Genomic DNA, 17,747 nt, shown 5'->3' with positions numbered 1-17,747 from the left:
CGGTTCCACATCAGTGCCAAGCTGGTTTGCCATGCAGGCAAATGGCGCGGAAGACAGTGTCGATCAGCGGGTGCGTAAGCGGCTCCGGGAGCTGCGTACCCAGCGTGGGCTCACCCTCGAGGAGGTGGCGAGCGCGTCGGCGATCGACGTGTCCACGCTCAGCCGTCTGGAATCGGGCAAGCGGCGATTGGCGCTCGACCATCTGCCCAGACTCGCCGCCGCACTGGCGGTCAGCACCGACGAGCTGTTGCGCGCACCCGAGGCCGAGGACCCGCGGGTACGCAGCGATTCTCACACCCGCCACGGTGTGACGTACTGGCCACTCACCCGGCAGGGGCCGGCGAGCGGTCTGCACGCGTTCAAGATCAGGGTGAGCGCCCGGCGCCGCAAGCCGCCGGCCGAGTTACCGGTGCACGAGGGGCAGGATTGGATGTACGTACTGTCGGGCCGGCTGCGACTGCTTCTCGGCGAGCGCGACTTCATCCTCAAACCCGGTGAAGCAGTGGAGTTCTCGACATGGACACCACACTGGTTCGGCGTCGTCGACGGGCCGGCGGAGGCGTTGGCCATCTTCGGTCCGCACGGCGAACGCCTGCACCTGCGCTCCTAGAGGTGGGAGGTCTGGTTCACCAGCCGCACCGACGATCCGCCGTCGGGATAGAACTCGGCGATACTCAGCGACGCCAGGTCCAGGTGCAACCGGTACAGGATCCCCGGCCCGGCGTCGAGTGCCATGCGCAGCATGGTCTTGATCGGGGTGACGTGCGAGACGACGAGCACCGTCGCCGCCCCGTGGTCGGCGATGATCCGGTTGCGGGCTCGCCGCACCCGCTGGGCGACGGCGTCGAAACTCTCGCCGCCGGGCGGATCGACGCTGGTGTCGCGCAACCACCGTCCGTGCAGATCCGGATCGCGCCGGTTGGCTTCGCCGAAGGTCAGTCCCTCCCAGTCGCCGAAGTCGGTCTCGGTGAGATCCTCGTCCACGGTCACATCCAGGCCCAGGAGCTTGGCCGCGGCCGACGCCGTGTCATGCGCGCGCTGCAGCGGGGAACTGATGACCGCGTCGATGTCGCCGCGTCGGGCCAGATGTGCCGCAGCCGCGTCGGCCTGTCTGCGCCCCAGATCCGTCAGCGCGGGATTGCCCCGGCCCGAATACCGCCGCTCGACCGACAGTTCGGTCTGACCGTGGCGCAGCAGCAGCAGCCTGGTCGGTTCACCCCGGGCGCCGGTCCAGCCCGCCGGCGAGGTGCGCTCCTGCGCCGAGGCCGGTTGGCTCGGTGGGTCGATCCCGGCCGCGGCATCCATCGCCTCGTTGGCCAGTCGGTCGGCATATGCATTGCGGGCGCGCGGGATCCACGTGTAGGTGACCTGCTCGAATCGGTCCGCCAGGGCGCGGGCTTCCTGATGCAGGGCGATCAGATCCGGATGCTTGACCTTCCAGCGGCCCGACATCTGCTCGACCACCAGCTTCGAGTCCATGGACACCGCGACCTCGGAGGCGCCGAGTCCGGCCGCGTCGGCCAGTCCGGCGATGAGACCGCGGTATTCGGCCACATTGTTGGTGGCCACCCCGATCGCCTGCTTGCTCTCGGACAGCACATCGCCATCCGCTGAGAGCACCACCGCCCCGTATCCGGCGGGGCCGGGGTTGCCGCGGGATCCACCGTCGGCTTCGACGAGGACCTTCACGTGGCGAATCCCGTCAGCCGGATCAGGATGGCGCCACATTCGGGGCAGCGCAGTACCTCGTCGTCGGCGGCGGCCGTGATGCGCGCCATCTCGCCGCGGTCGATCTCCAACCGGCAGGCACCGCACCGGCGCCCCTGCAGCTGACCGGCGCCCGGCCCACCGTTGGAGCGCTGGCGCTCGTAGGCGGCGAGCAGGTCCTCGTTCAGTCCAGCCGCGAGCTCGTGGCGCCGGGACGAACTCTGCTCCCGGGCGCGGTCGAGTTCAGCCACGGCCTCGGTGAGCGCATGGCGACCGGTCGCCACGGATTCCTGCAGCTCGGCCAACCGCGCCTGGGCGGTGGCACGTTGCCCGGCGAGCTCCTCACGACGTTCCATCACCTCGATCAGCGAATCCTCGAGGCTGGCCTGGCGCCGCTGCAGCGTCTCGAGTTCGTGCTGAAGATCGCCGACCTGTTTGGCGTTGACCGAACCACCGCCGATCAGCGCCCGATCGCGGTCCTCGCGCTGGCGCACCGCGTCGATCTCGGATTCGAACTTGCTCACCTGCGCGTCGAGGTCCTCGATCGCCAGACTCAGCGCCGCCGCGCTGTCCTCGGCTGCGCGCTGCTGGGCCTGCGCCTCCTCGAGCTGCTGCTGTTCGGGCAGCTTCTTGACCCGGTGGGCGATACGCGCCAGCTCGGCGTCGACACCCGCCAACTCCAGCAGCGAATGTTGCTGCCACACATCAGCTTTCATGTGAACCCCCACAGTCTCCCAGATTCCACGGATCGGTTCGGACATCGCACACCTGCACGGCGAGCTGGTCGCCGAAGTGGTCGCGCAAGAGGCCGGCCGCCTGTGCACACCAGGGGAACTCACTGGCCCAGTGCGCGACATCCACCAGCGCCACCGGCGAAGAGCGCCGGTGTTCGTCGGCGGGGTGATGGCGCAGATCGGCGGTGACGTAGACGTCGACGCCGGCGCGGGTGACCGTGTCGAGCAGGGAATCGCCCGCTCCCCCGCACACCGCGACCCGGGCGACCGCCAGATCGGGATCACCTGAGGCGCGCACCCCCCACGCGGTGGCGGGCAGCGCACGCCCCACGCGGGAGACGAACGCCGACAACGGTTCCGGCGCCCCGAGCGTGCAGATCCGACCGAGTCCGACGTCACCGGGGATCGACGCGATGCTGAAGACGTCGAACGCCGGCTCCTCGTAGGGATGGGCAGTCCGGACAGCGCGCAGTACCTCCCGGCGCAGGCGGGCCGGGGCGATGACCTCCACCCGTTCCTCGGCCACGTGCTCCATCGAGCCGACGCGCCCGATCGCCGGCGCGGCCCCGTCGTGCGGCAGGAACTGGCCGGTCCCGGCGACGCTCCAACTGCAGTGCGAATAGTCGCCGATCTGCCCGGCGCCGGCGGCGAAGACGGCCGCACGCAGGCGGTCGGCATCTCCGTCCGGGACGTAGACCACCCATTTGTCGAGCTCGGTATCCGCGGCCACCGGCGACAGCACCGACGCGACGGTCAGTCCGAGCGCCGCCGCGAGTGCGTCCGACACCCCGGGCGCGGCCGAATCGGCATTGGTGTGGGCGGTGAACAACGACCGGCCGCTGCGGATCAGGGAGTGGATGAGCGCACCCTTGGCGGTGTCCGCGGCGACGGTGTCCACCCCGCGCAGCAGCAGCGGATGGTGGGCCAGGAGCAAGCCGCGTTCGGGCACCTGATCGACGACGGCCCGGGTGGCGTCGACGGCGACGGTCACCGACTCGACGGGCTCGCCGGGGTCCCCGCAGACCAAACCGACCGAGTCCCACGACTCGGCGAGCCGGGGCGGATACGCCGCGTCCAGCACCGCGATGACGTCGGCCAGCCGCACACTCACAGGACGACAGTAGGACAATGGTGTGCGTGACCGACACGCTGGACCGTTCGACGCTGACCCGCCCGCAGCTGGTGCTGTTCGATCTCGACGGCACGCTGACCGATTCGGCACAGGGCATCGTGGCGAGTTTCCGGCATGCCCTCGGCGAGGTCGGCGCCCCCGTGCCGGACGGCGACCTGGCGGCCAGGATCGTGGGTCCACCCATGCACCACACCCTCGGCGCCATGGGTCTGGGCGAGCGCGCCGACGCGGCGATCGCCGCGTACCGGGCCGACTACACGTCACGGGGCTGGGCGATGAACCGCACCTTCGACGGCATCCCGGCGCTGCTCGACGATCTGCGGACGGCCGGTGTACGGCTGGCCGTGGCGACCTCGAAGGCCGAGCCGACCGCCCGCCGGATCCTGGCCCACTTCGGATTGGACGGCTATTTCGAGGTCATTGCCGGCGCCAGTGTCGACGGTGCCCGCGCGGCCAAGGCCGATGTCGTCGGGCACGCCCTGGCCCAGCTGCAGCCGTTGCCCGAGCGGGTGCTGATGGTCGGTGACCGGTGGCACGACGTCGAGGGCGCAGCGCGCCACGGCATCGACACCGTCGTCGTCGGCTGGGGCTACGGAGCCGCCGACTTCACCGGACCCACTCCGGTTCCCGCCCTGGCGCACGTGGACACCGTGGCTGATCTGCGCGGGGTGCTCGGTGTCTGAGCCGCTGCACGTGACCTTCGTCTGTTCGGGCAACATCTGTCGTTCCCCGATGGCCGAGAAGATGTTCGCTCACCAGCTCGACGAACGCGGCCTGGCCGCCTCGGTGCGGGTGACCAGCGCCGGCACCGGCGGTTGGCACGCCGGCGATCCGGCGGACCGCCGGGCCGTCCACGTCCTGCGGGAACACGGTTATCCCAGCGCGCACGAGGCCGCCCAGCTCGACGACGACCACCTGGGCGCCGATCTCGTGGTGGCGCTCGGCCGCAACCATGCCCGCATGCTGGTCGATCTCGGGGTGCCGACCGATCGGGTGCGGATGCTGCGATCCTTCGACCCCCGCTCCGGAGCGCACGCGCAGGACGTCGAGGATCCGTACTACGGCACCCAGGACGACTTCGAGGACGTGTTCGCCGTCATCGAGTCGGCGCTGCCGGGTCTGCACCGATGGGTGGACGAGGCACTCGCCACCCGGGAAGCCGCCGGCTGATGCGGCGCTGGGCGTTCCTGCTGCGGCCGGCGTGGTTGGCGCTGTTCGTCGTGGTGCTCGCGTTCGCCTACCTCTGCTTCACCGTGCTGGCCCCCTGGCAGCTCGGCAAGAACACCAAGACTTCCCGGGAGAACGCCCAGATCTCGCGGTCGCTGACCGCCGATCCGGTGCCGCTGACCGACGTGCTGCCACAGCAGGATTCGGCAGCCCCGGACGAGCAGTGGCAACAGGTGACGGCCACCGGGCGTTATCTGCCCGATGCGCAGGTCCTTGCCCGGCTGCGGGTCATCGACGGCGACCCGGCCTACGAGGTACTGGTGCCGTTCGCCGTCGACGGCGGGCCGACCGTCCTGGTGGATCGCGGCTACGTCAAACCGGTGGCCGGCACCGCGGTGCCGCCGATCGAGCCGGCGCCGCGGGAGACCGTGACGATCACCGCGCGTCTGCGTGATCCGGAGCCGGTGGCCACCGGCAAGGAGCCGCTGCGCGAGGACGGCGTCCAGGTGTACTCGATCAACACCGGGCAGATCTCGGCGCTGACGGGGGTGCCGCTGGCCGGGTCCTATCTGCAGCTCGTCGAAGACCAGCCGGGCGGGCTCGGGGTGATCCCCTTGCCCCACCTCGACGCCGGGCCGTTCCTGTCCTACGGCATCCAGTGGATCGCGTTCGGGATCATCGCGCCGATCTTGCTGGGCTATTTCATCTACGCCGAGATCCGCCAGCGCCGCCGCGACCGCGCCGCCGCCGCAGCCGGGCCCGAGGTGCCGCAGACCCCGGAGGACAGGCTCGCCGACCGGTACGGCCGGCGGCGCTGACCGCGACGACCGCGAGCGCCCCGGCCGTGAGCTGCACCGACCGACTCAGCCGAACCGCCCGACGCAGGTCAGGCACCCCCGGAGCGGGCCCGTCTCCCAGCGTCGGCCGGATCTCGAGCGCATGGGCGTACTGCGTCGGACCGCCCAGCCGCACCCCCAGCGCCCCGGCGAACGACGCCTCGGCGACCCCGGCGTTGGGGCTCGGGTGCCGGGCCGCGTCACGGCGCCACGCGGTCAGCGCAGCGCCGGGGGCACCGCCCACCAACGGTGCGCACAAGGCGGTCAGCACGCCGGTGACCCGCGCCGGCAGCAGGTTGAGCCCGTCGTCGAACCGCGCCGCCGCCCACCCGAAGCGGCCGTAGCGCGGCGACCGGTTGCCGATCATCGCGTCGAGGGTGTTGGCGCCGCGGTACACCAGCATCCCGGGCACCCCGGCCGCGGCGGCCCACAGAAGGGGTGCGACGTGGGCGTCGGAGGTGTTCTCGGCGATCGACTCGGCGGCCGCCCTGGCCAGCCCTTCGGCATCGAGCGCGCTCGGATCACGGCCGCACAGTGCGGGAAGCAGCCGGCGCGCATCGTCGACGTCACCGGACTCCAGCAGGCCCGACATCCGGGAGCCGACGCGGCCGAGCGAGGTGCCGCCGAGAGTGAAGAAGGTGACCAGGCCGGTCACCGCCGCCGTGGCGAGCGGGCCCCGGCGCGCGGCGGCACGCTCGGCGGCGACCCCCCCGACAGCCAGCGCCGTCACCAGTAGACCGGTGTGGACAACCCCCGCGACCCGGGAGTTCGCGTAGGTACACCCTTCGAGACGCGCCGCGATCGAGCCGAATCCGGCGACGGGATGGCCGCGGCGCGGGTCGCCGAGGATCGCGTCGGCCAGGATCCCCACGACGACACCCAGGGCGCGCCCGGTGCTGTTCGGGGAAGACACCACCGGAGCGTCTCACACGGTGATGAGTAGCCGTGTCGTCACTTGGCCGGCGGCCAGAGCAGGCTGACCGCGCCGGCCCCGATGTCGGGTTCGCCGGCCGCGTCGGCGAAGCCGGCCATCGCTTCGGCCAGCACCGCGCGTTCGGCGGGCTTCATCTTGCGCAGCACGCGCTCGAGTGACTTACGGCGGTGGTCGGTCACCCGCTCCACCAGCTGCCGGCCGTCTTGGGTGAGGGTCAGCGTGACATTGCGCCGGTCGACCTCTGATTCGCGGCGGTCCAGCAACCCTGCTTTGAGCAGCCGGTCGCAGGTGCGGCTGGCATTGGACGGATTGACGTCGAGCGCAGCGGCCACCGCCGCGAGATTGAGCGGTCCCCGGGTGTAGACGAGAACCAGCACCCGCCACTGCGGCGGCGTGACGATGTCGTCGACCTCGGTGAGCGACTCCGCTGCGATCCCCACCAACGCCCGCGACGCCCGCAAAACCGCGTCGACGTGCGTGGAAAGCCGATCGGCACGGGGGGCGGATCGGACGCGGCCAGAAGTCATTCCACGATAGTGCTTTCCCCCGTCACCCGAAGCAAGCCACGACCGCGCGACACGCCGCGAATTCAGGTTTCGGTTAGTTGCGGTCGGGCAACAGTGCCTTCATACAAACCGTTCCCGCGGGTGCCGGTGTGACGGCACTGCGGGGACGGTCGGGACCGAGAGAACGGAGCGACGCGATGGCATTGACCAAGACCGTTCGACGCTGGCGGGACAACATGGAAGTCCGCGATGACACCGATTACGTCGAGACGCTGGCGACGCTCTCGGCAGGCTCGGTCCGCCGGAATTTCAACCCCTACACCGACATCACGTGGGATGCGCCCGAGTTCGCGGTCGTCGACGGCGACGAACGCTGGGTGCTGCCGCAGACCGATCCGATCGGCCGGCATCCGTGGTACCTGGCGCAACCCCGCGACAAGCAGATCAAGATCGGCAAGTGGCGGCAGGCGAATGTGGCCAAGGTGGGCCTGCAGTTCGAGATCATCCTGATCCGCGGGCTGACCAACTATGCGTTCTTCGTGCCCAACGGATCCCCCGAGTACCGCTACTGCCTGCACGAATCGGTCGAAGAGTGCAACCACACCATGATGTTCCAGGAGATGGTCAACCACATCGGCACCGACGTGCCCGGTATGCCGCGGGTGCTGAAATGGCTGGCGCCGTTCATCTCGCTGGTGGCCGGCCCACTGCCGATTCCGTTCTTCTTCGGCATCCTGGCCGGCGAAGAACCCATCGACCACACTCAGAAAGACATCCTGCGCGAAGGTAAGACACTGCATCCGATCATGGAGCGGGTGATGGCCATCCATGTCGCCGAGGAGGCGCGGCACATCTCTTTCGCCCACGAGTATCTCCGCAAACGGGTTCCCGAGATGGGGCGGCGGCAACGATTTGTGCTGTCGCTGTACGTACCTGTGGTGATGAAGGTGCTGTGTAAGGCGATCGTCGTGCCGCCCAAGGCATTCTGGCAGGAGTTCGACATCCCGCGGGCGGTCAAGAAGGAGCTGTTCTTCGGATCGGCCGAGTCCCGACAGTGGTTGCGCGACATGTTTGGCGACGTCCGGATGCTGTGCTATGACACCGGTTTGATGAATCCGGTCGCCAAACTGATGTGGCGATTGTGCAAGATGGACGGACGCCCCAGCCGCTTCCGCAGCGAACCGCACCGCCGGCACGTCGTGGCCGCGGCCTGAGGGATCCGGTCATGCCGCACGTGATCACCCAATCCTGTTGCAGCGACGGATCGTGCGTCTACGCCTGCCCGGTCAACTGCATCCATCCCACACCCGACGAGCCCGGCTTCGCGACCGCAGAGATGCTATTCATCGATCCGGCGGCCTGTGTCGACTGCGGTGCCTGTGTGAGCGCGTGTCCGGTCGGTGCGATCGCGGCCGATACCCGGCTCGACCCGCGCCAGCTCCCGTTCGTCGAGCTCAACGCCGCGTTCTACCCCGAGCGGGAACCCGGCGAAAAGGTGCCGCCCACGTCGAAGTTGGCGAAGGTGCTCGAGGCGCCGGTGATCGGCCGGCACGACGGCGCCCCACTGACGGTGGCGATCGTGGGCTCCGGCCCCGCGGCCATGTATGCAGCCGATGAACTGTTGACCCAACAGGGCGTCCGGGTCAACGTCTTCGAGCGGCTACCGACCCCGTACGGGTTGGTGCGGGCCGGAGTCGCACCCGATCATCAGCACACCAAGGAGGTCACCCGGCTCTTCGACCGGATCAGCGCCGCGCGCGGATTCGGGTTCTATCTGAATGTCGATGTCGGGAGCCACCTCGACCACGCCGACCTGCTGGACCATCATCACGCCGTGATCTACGCCGTGGGCGCGCCGAACGACCGTCGCCTCGACATCGAGGGCATGGATCTGCCCGGCACCGCTACCGCCACCGAAGTGGTGGCCTGGTACAACGGCCACCCCGAGTTCGCCGACCTGGACGTCGACCTGCGGGGCGATCGCGTCGTCATCGTCGGCAACGGCAACGTCGCCCTCGACGTGGCGCGGGTGCTCACCGCGGCGCCGGACGAACTCGCCGACACCGACATCGCCGACCACGCCCTGGCCACGCTGCGATCCTCCGGTGTCCGGGAGGTGGTCATCGCCGCGCGGCGTGGCCCCGCACAGTCGGCGTTCACACTGCCTGAACTCATCGGGCTCACCGCGACTCGCGAGGTGGTGCTCGACGACGCCGACCACCAACTGGTCGAGCAAGACCTCGAGCAGACGACCGACCCCCTGACCTGCCGCAAGCTCCAGATCCTGCGCGGCTTGGGGCGCGCCGCCGACGCCGCGCACGGGCCGAGGATCCGGTTCGCCTACCGGCTGACACCGAGTCGCATCACCGGCGCCCCGCACGTCGACGGTATCGAATTCACCGTGACCGGTAGCGACGACCGCCATCGCATCGACACCGGGCTCGTGCTGACCTCCATCGGGTACCGCGGCAGGCCGATCGACGGGCTGCCGTTCGACGAGAAGCCCGCGGTGGTGCCGAATGAGGCTGGGCGCGTGGTCGATCCGCACACCGGCGAAACCATGCGCGGGACCTACGTTGTCGGCTGGATCAAACGCGGCCCCACCGGCTTCATCGGCACCAACAAGTCGTGCGCGCGCGAAACGGTGCACAACCTGGTCGACGACTTCAACAACGGACTGCTTCCCGACCCGGCGTCATCTCAACGGCATCTCGCCGAACTGGTGCGCCGGCGGCAGCCCGATGTGGTCGACGGGGCGGCGTGGCGGGCGATCGATCGGTCGGAACGCGCGCGCGGCGGGTCCACGCGGCCGCGCAGCAAGTACACAAGTGTCGCCGACATGTTGGCCGCCGCCGAATCGGAGCCCACGAGTATCGGCCTGCTGGGTAGGGTGCGCGACGTGCTGACCCGCTAGTCCACCGGGTTGCGATGCCGACGAGTCGGAGTCGCATGCAAGACCACTCGACCGCCGGGGACGTGTCGCAGCACGGCCCGGGCCAGTCGGTCCCGCACCCGCTGGTGCTGCACCCGGGCGGCTGAAGTCCCGATCAGGTCATGCCATCCGGCGCCACCCCAGACTGTCGCGAAGGCAGCGTCGGCGAGGCCCAGACGTGCCCGCCGGCGATCCGCCAGGGCCAACAGCAGAGCGGTCAGCGCGTGTACTCCGTCGACCCACACTCCGGCCGCCAGTACCTCCGGGCTGGGGCGGCGGCCCGACAGCAGCGCCTGCAGCAGGTGGCGCGCTCCGAGAATCCGCGCGACGTTGATCGCCCAGCGGTCGGGCTGATCGTCGCCGGCGACGGTATGCAGGACGGCGACCGGCGCTGTCACCAGGGCCGCGCCCCATCCCGCGCGGACCACTTCGAGGTAACGCGTGCTCATCGGGTCACCTTCTCGTCGACGACGCGTGTCCGAAGTCGGTCGAAAACCTCTGGCGGCCTGGCCAATACCAGCGATGACTCGATCAGCAGAGCATGCACGAAGGCTTGCGGCAGGTTGCCCCGCATCTGCCGCTGCACGACGTCGTACTCCTCGGACAGCAGCCCCGGAGGCCCGCATGCGGTCCGGTTTCGCTCGAAATACCGGAACGCCGAAACGGGGTCACCCTGCTGATGGGTGGCCAGCGCCATCAGGAATCCGCACAGGGCGAAGGCGCCCTCTGCCTCGTGCAAAGGCCGCCCGTCATGGCGGAACCGGTAGACGTAGAAATCCCGAGACAGCTCGTCGGCGACCGCGGCCACCGTCGATCGGCTGCGCGGATCGTCGGCCGGCACTGCACCGCGCAGCGCCGCCAGCAGGAGCGCCGCATCGACGCGCTGATCGCCGGGAGCGCGTTGCCACCGTCCGTCCGGGTGCGAGCAGTCGGCGGTGTCGGCGATGATCGCATCGGCGAGCGAACTCCACTGCGCGGCGTCGGAGCGCGAAGCCTGGGCGGCCGCGGCGCGCAGACCGCCCACGCACGCCAACCGCGACTGCGCCCAACGCCTCGGGTCGAGTTCCCAGATTCCGGCATCGGGCCGGTGCCACTGGTCGGCGATGGCCCCGGCAGCTGTTTGCATCGCGCGGTATCCGGTGCTGTCGAGGTGGTCCAGCCGGGCGGCCGCGGCGAACAGCTGAAGTGCCTCTCCGAACGCGTCGAGCTGGAATTGCGTGCCGGCCTGATTGCCGACCACATCGTTGCCGCCCGGATAACCCGGCAGATCCAGCGATCGCTCGGCGGGGACGGCGTCACCGTCCACGGTGTAGGCGGGGCGCAGGTCCGCCCCGTCGGCGAGTAGGCGTTCACCGACGAACGCGACAGCGTCGTCGAGAAGCGGCAGCGGCTCTTCCACCGCGACCGACAGGCCGGCGTAACACTGGTCCCGGATCCAGACGTATCGATAGTCGTAGTTGCGCCCCGCCTTGGCGCGCTCGGGCAGGCCCAGGGTGGCGGCGGCGACCATGCCGCCGCCGGGCGACGTCAAACCTCTCAGCACGGCATAGGACTGACGCGCATCGTCAACAGCGACGCTGGCGTCCAGCCGGGGAACGGCCCGGCCCCAACTCATCTCGGTCGATCGCCACGACAGTTCGGCCTCCGGCGGCCGCTCCGGTAACGCCTGGTCGGACATCTCCAGGATGATGTCGTGGCGGTCGCCCTCGGCGAGTGTCAGTTCAGCCGTCAGCGCGGGCGCCGCCGCCGTGTAGTCGGGTCGTGCCGCCGGCAACCCGCTGACGCGCATCCTCAGGGTGTCGATCTCCGCGCGCCACGAACCGTCGTCGTCCTGCTGCAGCCGGCGCATCCGGTCACGTCCGAAGTGCGCGACCGGCTGCACCTCGATGCCGACCCGCGTCGGCCCGCGGACTGCCAGTACCCGGCGAAGGAGAACCAGGCGATGGGGATCGCCGGGGTAGGCGAGCGCCTCCCGGCACTCGGTGATGCCGTCGTCGGTGACCCAGCGCGAACGCCAGATCAGACCGCCGCGCTCGTAGTGACCGCCCCACACGAAGCGCGACAGCGGGCGGATGACGAAAGACCCGGCACCGCCGATCAACGCGGAGAACACCGCGTCGTCATGCCACCGGGGAGCACACATCCACGACACGTCACCCCGGGGGCCGACGAGCGCGCCGCGGTGCCCGTCGGCGAGCAGCGCATAGTCGCGCAGGACGTGGGGGCTCTCGGACACGGTCATCGCCGCCGGCCGACGTCGGTGCCGGTTCGGCGTTTCACCCACGCCGGGCCTTCGATCTCGTCGGCGTTCAACCAGTACAGCAGGGCGAGATTGGCCGCGCCCAGCACGCCGTAGAGCAGTATGTCGCGCCGGTCGAAGCCCATCGCGCCCGGTTCGGAATTGGCCGAGGCCACCGCAGCGACGATCAGCAGACACAGCGCTACGGTGCTCGCCGCTGCGGTGAACCACACCGCCGACCGGCGGGACAGCGCCGACAGTGCCGCCGCCATGCCCCAGATCACGAGTACTGCACCCTGGGCCAGGGTGATCCTCAGCCCGAGCACCGGCACATCGCCTGAGGCGGCGCCGGTGAGCGCGAACCCGACCCATGCCCAGGCGCCGAGCGCGACCAGCACGACCGCTTCGCCGACCAGGAGCCGGCGCCCGGAGCGATAATGCGCCGGATCGATCGGCACGCAACGCATCTCGGTGTCCATCTCGGGGTCCGGGTCCCGAGCCACCTTCGTGGTGGACTGGTCGGTAGTCACCGGCCCGAGGTCCCGGCGGCCACGGCGGCGGAGACTGCGGCCAGTCCGGCGGCGACCGCTCGCGGGTGGCTGCGTATCCACCAGGCCGGGCTGCGCCCGATGGCGCGCCCGTCGAAGACGCCGTGCGCACCGTAATCCTGACCCGCTTGCTCATCCATGGCGGTGAAGAGATTGCCGCCGTCGCGCTCGACCCGTTCGTCGGTCTGCTGGGAGCTCACTCCGGTCTTGGCCAGGTACCGGTCCAACAGCGGTGGGCACACTCGCTGGCCGATCAGGGTCGCGACGGTGCTGCCACCGACCCAGTATTGCTTGTGTCCGGGATGGTCGGCGGCGTAGGCGATCGCCCGCGCGGACACCTCGGGCTGATACACCGGGGCGACCGGCTGCGGATGACGGGGCAGCCGGGACCGCACCCAGGAGAACTGTGGGGTGTTCACCCCGGGCATCTGCACGACGGTGACCCGAACGTCGCTGCCGTCATACATCAACTCGGTGCGCAGCGATTCGGTGAATCCGTTGATGGCATGTTTGGCGCCGCAGTACGCCGACTGCAGCGGCACCGACCGCTGCCCCAGCGCCGAACCCACCTGAACGATGGTGCCGCGGTTGCGTGGCTTCATCCGTCGAAGCGCCACCATCGTGCCGTGGACGAAACCCAGGTAGCTCACTTCGGTGGCGCGCCGGAATTCTTCGGGTTCGATCTGCTCGAACGGTGCGAAAATCGTGGCGAACGCCGCGTTGACCCAGACGTCGATCGGCCCGAGCCGTTGTTCGATCTCGTCGGCCGCCCGGTCCAGCGCGTCGCAATCGGCCACGTCGGCCGCGACGACGAGCGGGGTGCCCCCGGCGTGGGTGACGTCGGCTGCCGCCGATTCCAGCCCGCCGCGCCCCCGGGCGACGAGCGCCACCCGCCAGCCTCGACGCCCGAATTCGCGTGCGGCCGCGCGGCCGATTCCGGCGCTCGCGCCGGTCACCACCACCGTCTTGACCGGCGTGACACGGTCGGCCCCGGACGCACCGAATTGCGCCGACGCCCGTCGCAGATTGTTCGACATCTGACCTCCTCATCCTCGAACCGAGGTGACGTGCCTCACTGTTCGCCCCAGGCGGAACACGCAACTGTCCGTTGCGATTCGATTGCCACCCCGCCGCACGAGGCAAACGCCTCATACCAAAGCCACAGCAATCGTTGCGCTTTCGTGATGCTTGCACGGCCGCATATATTGCGGGTAGTACGGATGTGTACGGGAAGATGAGAGCAGCCCGCCCCAGAGTCGATGGACGTCGATAGGTGCCGACATGACTGTCACACTTGGTACACAACAGCCCACCGAACACAGGTCCGCTTCAGACGAATACGGCGATGTCGCGCCGATGATCAGCGCGCTGCGCGAGTTGCCCCCCGACTCCGAGGACTTCTGGTCTCAGCGCGAACGCATCGTCGAGCGCTGCCTACCCTTGGCCGATCACATCGCATACCGCTATTCCCACCGAGGCCAGGACGTCGACGATCTCATGCAGGTGGCGCGGCTGGGCCTGCTCAACGCCATCGCCCGTTTCGATCCTGCGCTCGGCTCGTCGTTCGCCGCCTATGCCATCCCCACCATCATGGGTGAGGTGCGCCGCCACTTCCGGGACCAGACCTGGGCGATGTCGGTGCCCCGGCGGATGAAGGATCACCACGTCGAGATCACCAGGGCGATCCCAGAGCTGGCGCAAGCGCTGGGACGGGCGCCGACGGCCACCGAACTCGGCACCTGGCTCGGTCTGAGTCGGGAGGAGGTACTGGAAGGGCTGGTGGCCGGAGATGTGCGCAAGGTGAGTTCGTTGGACCATGCGGTGCGCCCGGAGGACAACGCGCTGACGCTCGCGGACACCCTCGGCACCGAAGACGACCGCCTGCAGGCGGTCACCGATCGTGAATCGCTGCGCCCCCTGCTGGCCGCGCTCCCCCAGCGCGAACGGGACATTCTGTGCCTGCGGTTCTTCGAATCGCAGACGCAATCCCAGATCGCGCAGCGGGTGGGGCTGTCACAGATGCATGTGTCGCGGCTGTTGCAAGCCACCTTGGAGAAGCTGCGCAACCAACTAGGCTGATCCTCGTTGGCGCAGAGCCGCTGCCATCAGTTCGGCCGTGTGCACCGGGCGGCGGCCGCCGAGTAGCTCGTCGACCTGCGTGCGGCAACTGAAGCCGTCGGCGATGACGACAGTGCCCGGATCAGCCGCCCGGATGGCCGGCAGCAGCTTGTCCTCCGCGACCGCGACCGACACGTCGTAATGCCCGCGTTCGAAGCCGAAATTCCCGGCCAGACCGCAGCATCCGGCGTCGAGCACATCGACCTGGACGCCGGCCGCTTCCAGCAGGCCCTGCTCCTCGGTGTAATGCAACACGGCGTGCTGGTGGCAGTGCGGCTGCACCATTGCTCTGGCGGGGTGTTCGGGAATCGCCCAATCGGGTGCGTGGCGGCTCAGCACTTCGCCGATCGTGTACGTCTGCGCCGCGAGCCGGTGCGCATCCTCATCACCGTCGAGCAGATTCTCCAGGTCGGATCGGAAGACCGCGGCGCAGCTGGGTTCCAGCACCACCACCGGGGTGCCCGCCCGCAGGGCCGGGGCCAGGATTCGCAGTGTGCGGCGCAGGATGTGGGTCGCTACGCTCAGCTGGCCGGTCGAGATCCACGTGAGTCCGCAGCACACCGTCTTGTCGGGCACCTCGACTTCGAAGCCCGCGGCCTCCAGCACGGTGACGGCAGCACGGGCGATGCCGGCGTCGAAGTTGTTGGTGAAGGTGTCCGGCCACAACAGGACCTTTCCCCGCGGGGCGGGACGGCCCGGCGGTGGGCGGTGGGCGAACCAGCGATCGAAGCGCTCTGCGGCGAATCGGGGTACCCCGCGATGTTCGTCGATGCCACCGAGCTTCTTCAATGCCGTGGTGATGCCCCTGGTGTGGGCGACGGCGTTGACGATTCCGGGCATCGTCGAGGCAACACGTGCCAGCAGCGGGATCCATCCCATGGAGTAGTGCGCCATCGGCCGGAGCCGCCGCTTGTAGTGGTGATGGAGGAATTCGGCCTTGTACGTGGCCATGTCGACGTTGACCGGGCAGTCCGACAGGCAGCCTTTGCAGGCCAGGCACAGGTCGAGCGCGTCACGCACGTCCGTCGACCGCCAGCCGTCGGTGATGACGTCGCCCTGCAGCATTTCGAACAGCAGACGCGAGCGACCGCGGGTGGAGTGTTCCTCCTCCCCGGTGGCCCGGTAGCTCGGGCACATGACGCCGCTGTCCTCGCCCCGGCACTTGCCCACTCCGACGCAGCGGTTGGCGGCCTGGCTGAACCGGTGGCCGTCCTCGGCGTAGGAGAACGCGGTCGTGGGTTCGATCGGCAGGTATCCGACTCCCAGGCGCAGGTTCTCGGTCATCCGGTAGGGCTTGACCACCTTGCCCGGGTTCATCCGGTCCTGCGCGTCGAACAACTCCTTGACCTGTTCGAACGCCTGAATGATGTGGTCTCCGAACATGATCGGCAGAAGCTCGCCGCGGGACTGGCCGTCACCGTGCTCGCCGGACAGCGACCCGCCGTAGCCGACGACCAGGCGTGCGGCGTCCGTGACGAAGGCGCGATAGTGCTCGATGCCCGCTGCCGTGCGCAGATCGAAGGGGATGCGGGTGTGCACACAGCCCTGGCCGAAGTGCCCGTACACGGCGGCGTCGCCATAGTCGTAGCGATCCAGTAGCCCGCGGAAGTCACGCAGATAGTCACCCAGCCGGTCGGGTGGCACCGCCGCGTCTTCCCAGCCGGCGTGGGTAGGTGGACCCTGGGGCGGAAAGGCGGTTGCGCCCAGACCGGCTTCCCGCGCGGCCCAGATCGCCTGCTTGCGCGCCGGATCGTCGATCACCGCCGCGTCGGTGGCGGCGGCGTTGCGCACATCGTCGACCATGATCTTCGACTTGCGGTCCGAATCATCCTGGTCGTCCCCGTCGATCTGCACCATCAGCCATGCCTGCCCATCGGGCAGCTCGTCGAGTGCCTGCTGGGCAAGGCGTTGGCTGTGTTCCAGCGAGACCAACCGGTGATCGATCCCCTCCAGTGCGGCCGGATGATGCGGCAGGACCGCCGGGACCGCGTCGGCCGCGGCGGCGACATCGGGAAACCCCAGGATCGTCAGCGTGCTCGCGGCGGGAACCGGAACCAGGTCGATTTCGGCGCGCAACACCGTGACCAAGGTGCTTTCGCTGCCGACGAGCGCCTTGGCGAGATGAAAGCCGCCTTCGGGCAGCAACGAATCCAGGTTGTATCCGGACACCCGGCGCGGTATATCGGGGTAGCGGTCGCGGATTTCCTCGGCGTGCCGGTCGACGATGTCCTTCAGTCCGCGATAGATCTCCCCGCGGCGCCCGCCCTCGCCGATGATGCGCTCGAGTTCGGCATCATCGGTTTCGCCGACCCACATGCGCAGGCCGTCGTAAGTCAGAATCTCCAACCGGCGCACCGAGTCGACCATCTTCCCGTAGGCCTGCGCGGTGGAGCCGCAGGAGTTGTTGCCGATCATCCCGCCGATCGTGCAGTTGTAGTGGGTGGACGGTTTGGGACCCACCATCAGGCCATGCGGCCGAAGCTCCTTGTTGAGGGCGTCGAGTTTGATACCGGGCTCGACGATCGCCGTGCGGTTCGACGGGTCGACCGCATGCACGCGCGTGCAGTACTTGCTCCAGTCGATCACGACACCGGCGTTGCAGCACTGACCCGCCAGGCTGGTGCCGCCGCCGCGGGACAGCAACGGCACGTCATGGTCACGGCAGACCGCGACGGTGGACACGGCGGCTTCCACGGTGCGGGGCACGACGACCCCGATGGGTATCTGCCGATAGTTCGACGAGTCGGTGGAATAGGCCGCCCGCGAACCGGGGTCGAAGCGGACCTCCCCGTCGACGCGGTCACGCAGATCCGCAGCCAGGGAGTCGTAGGCGAACGTGCTGCGGCCGGGCCGCTGGTCGGTGCTGGTCATCGATGAACTCCTGTGGCTCCTGC

Annotated in this window: 17 protein-coding genes; 7 read left to right on the top strand and 10 right to left on the bottom strand. The window is 69.3% G+C overall.

Going from position 1 to position 17,747, the window contains the following annotated elements:
• Positions 1–31 precede the first annotated feature (31 nt).
• Complete coding sequence (locus ACN27E_RS02190; protein WP_422746388.1) at positions 32–610, top strand: helix-turn-helix domain-containing protein; 579 nt, start codon at positions 32–34, stop codon at positions 608–610.
• Here ACN27E_RS02190 and ACN27E_RS02185 read toward each other — a convergent pair.
• The 3 genes from ACN27E_RS02185 to ACN27E_RS02175 are packed head-to-tail and all read right to left on the bottom strand — an operon-like array spanning position 607 to position 3,552.
• Positions 607–1,689, bottom strand: coding sequence for a bifunctional RNase H/acid phosphatase (locus ACN27E_RS02185; RefSeq protein ID WP_422746387.1), 1,083 nt, complete (start codon positions 1,687–1,689; stop codon positions 607–609). The two genes, ACN27E_RS02190 and ACN27E_RS02185, sit on opposite strands and share 4 nt — an antisense overlap.
• Entirely contained in the window at positions 1,686–2,423 is a 738-nt protein-coding gene (locus ACN27E_RS02180) for a zinc ribbon domain-containing protein (protein WP_422746386.1), read from the bottom strand. The genes ACN27E_RS02185 and ACN27E_RS02180 overlap by 4 nt, the downstream gene beginning before the upstream one ends.
• Positions 2,413–3,552, bottom strand: coding sequence for a Nif3-like dinuclear metal center hexameric protein (locus tag ACN27E_RS02175; protein WP_422746385.1), 1,140 nt, complete (start codon positions 3,550–3,552; stop codon positions 2,413–2,415). The genes ACN27E_RS02180 and ACN27E_RS02175 overlap by 11 nt, the downstream gene beginning before the upstream one ends.
• 17 nt (positions 3,553–3,569) lie before the next feature.
• Between ACN27E_RS02175 and ACN27E_RS02170 the strand changes: the two genes are divergently transcribed.
• The 3 genes from ACN27E_RS02170 to ACN27E_RS02160 are packed head-to-tail and all read left to right on the top strand — an operon-like array spanning position 3,570 to position 5,558.
• Positions 3,570–4,256, top strand: coding sequence for an HAD-IA family hydrolase (locus ACN27E_RS02170; protein WP_422746384.1), 687 nt, complete (start codon positions 3,570–3,572; stop codon positions 4,254–4,256).
• On the top strand, positions 4,249–4,743 hold the full coding sequence (locus tag ACN27E_RS02165; RefSeq protein ID WP_422746383.1) for a low molecular weight protein-tyrosine-phosphatase: 495 nt from the start codon (positions 4,249–4,251) through the stop codon (positions 4,741–4,743). Before ACN27E_RS02170 ends, ACN27E_RS02165 begins: the two co-directional genes overlap by 8 nt.
• Positions 4,743–5,558 (top strand): SURF1 family protein, encoded by an 816-nt coding sequence (locus tag ACN27E_RS02160; RefSeq protein ID WP_422746382.1) that lies wholly within the window; start codon positions 4,743–4,745, stop codon positions 5,556–5,558. Before ACN27E_RS02165 ends, ACN27E_RS02160 begins: the two co-directional genes overlap by 1 nt.
• Here the strand turns inward: ACN27E_RS02160 and ACN27E_RS02155 are convergent.
• Entirely contained in the window at positions 5,443–6,489 is a 1,047-nt protein-coding gene (locus tag ACN27E_RS02155; protein ID WP_422746381.1) for a cobalamin biosynthesis protein, read from the bottom strand. The two genes, ACN27E_RS02160 and ACN27E_RS02155, sit on opposite strands and share 116 nt — an antisense overlap.
• 38 nt (positions 6,490–6,527) lie before the next feature.
• Complete coding sequence (locus tag ACN27E_RS02150; protein WP_422746380.1) at positions 6,528–7,037, bottom strand: MarR family winged helix-turn-helix transcriptional regulator; 510 nt, start codon at positions 7,035–7,037, stop codon at positions 6,528–6,530.
• Between the two features lie 176 nt (positions 7,038–7,213).
• Between ACN27E_RS02150 and ACN27E_RS02145 the strand changes: the two genes are divergently transcribed.
• Both ACN27E_RS02145 and ACN27E_RS02140 read left to right on the top strand, forming a co-directional pair.
• Complete coding sequence (locus ACN27E_RS02145; RefSeq protein WP_422746379.1) at positions 7,214–8,230, top strand: AurF N-oxygenase family protein; 1,017 nt, start codon at positions 7,214–7,216, stop codon at positions 8,228–8,230.
• An 11-nt stretch (positions 8,231–8,241) separates the two neighbouring features.
• Complete coding sequence (locus ACN27E_RS02140) at positions 8,242–9,930, top strand: FAD-dependent oxidoreductase (RefSeq protein ID WP_422746378.1); 1,689 nt, start codon at positions 8,242–8,244, stop codon at positions 9,928–9,930.
• On the opposite strand, the gene ACN27E_RS02135 is transcribed toward ACN27E_RS02140, so the two are convergent.
• The 4 genes from ACN27E_RS02135 to ACN27E_RS02120 are packed head-to-tail and all read right to left on the bottom strand — an operon-like array spanning position 9,927 to position 13,697.
• Entirely contained in the window at positions 9,927–10,397 is a 471-nt protein-coding gene (locus ACN27E_RS02135) for a hypothetical protein (protein WP_422746377.1), read from the bottom strand. The genes ACN27E_RS02140 and ACN27E_RS02135 overlap by 4 nt on opposite strands.
• The gene (locus ACN27E_RS02130) at positions 10,394–12,190 is read right to left on the bottom strand and encodes a glycoside hydrolase family 15 protein (RefSeq protein ID WP_422746376.1); all 1,797 of its coding nucleotides are present in this window, start codon (positions 12,188–12,190) and stop codon (positions 10,394–10,396) included. Before ACN27E_RS02130 ends, ACN27E_RS02135 begins: the two co-directional genes overlap by 4 nt.
• On the bottom strand, positions 12,187–12,717 hold the full coding sequence (locus ACN27E_RS02125) for a hypothetical protein (protein ID WP_422746375.1): 531 nt from the start codon (positions 12,715–12,717) through the stop codon (positions 12,187–12,189). The genes ACN27E_RS02130 and ACN27E_RS02125 overlap by 4 nt, the downstream gene beginning before the upstream one ends.
• On the bottom strand, positions 12,714–13,697 hold the full coding sequence (locus ACN27E_RS02120; protein WP_422750191.1) for an SDR family oxidoreductase: 984 nt from the start codon (positions 13,695–13,697) through the stop codon (positions 12,714–12,716). Before ACN27E_RS02120 ends, ACN27E_RS02125 begins: the two co-directional genes overlap by 4 nt.
• Positions 13,698–14,016: 319 nt before the next feature.
• Here ACN27E_RS02120 and ACN27E_RS02115 point away from each other — a divergent pair, with 319 nt between their 5' ends.
• Complete coding sequence (locus ACN27E_RS02115; protein WP_422746374.1) at positions 14,017–14,814, top strand: SigB/SigF/SigG family RNA polymerase sigma factor; 798 nt, start codon at positions 14,017–14,019, stop codon at positions 14,812–14,814.
• On the opposite strand, the gene ACN27E_RS02110 is transcribed toward ACN27E_RS02115, so the two are convergent.
• Positions 14,806–17,724: an FAD-binding and (Fe-S)-binding domain-containing protein gene (locus tag ACN27E_RS02110; protein WP_422746373.1), complete on the bottom strand. Its 2,919-nt coding sequence runs from the start codon at positions 17,722–17,724 to the stop codon at positions 14,806–14,808. The genes ACN27E_RS02115 and ACN27E_RS02110 overlap by 9 nt on opposite strands.
• Positions 17,725–17,747 lie beyond the last annotated feature (23 nt).

This window comes from Mycobacterium sp. WMMD1722, assembly GCF_049315205.1.
GTDB lineage: Bacteria > Actinomycetota > Actinomycetes > Mycobacteriales > Mycobacteriaceae > Mycobacterium.
The sequence above is the reverse complement of the archived record's forward strand: the minus strand, read 5'-3'. Positions and strand labels throughout refer to the sequence as shown.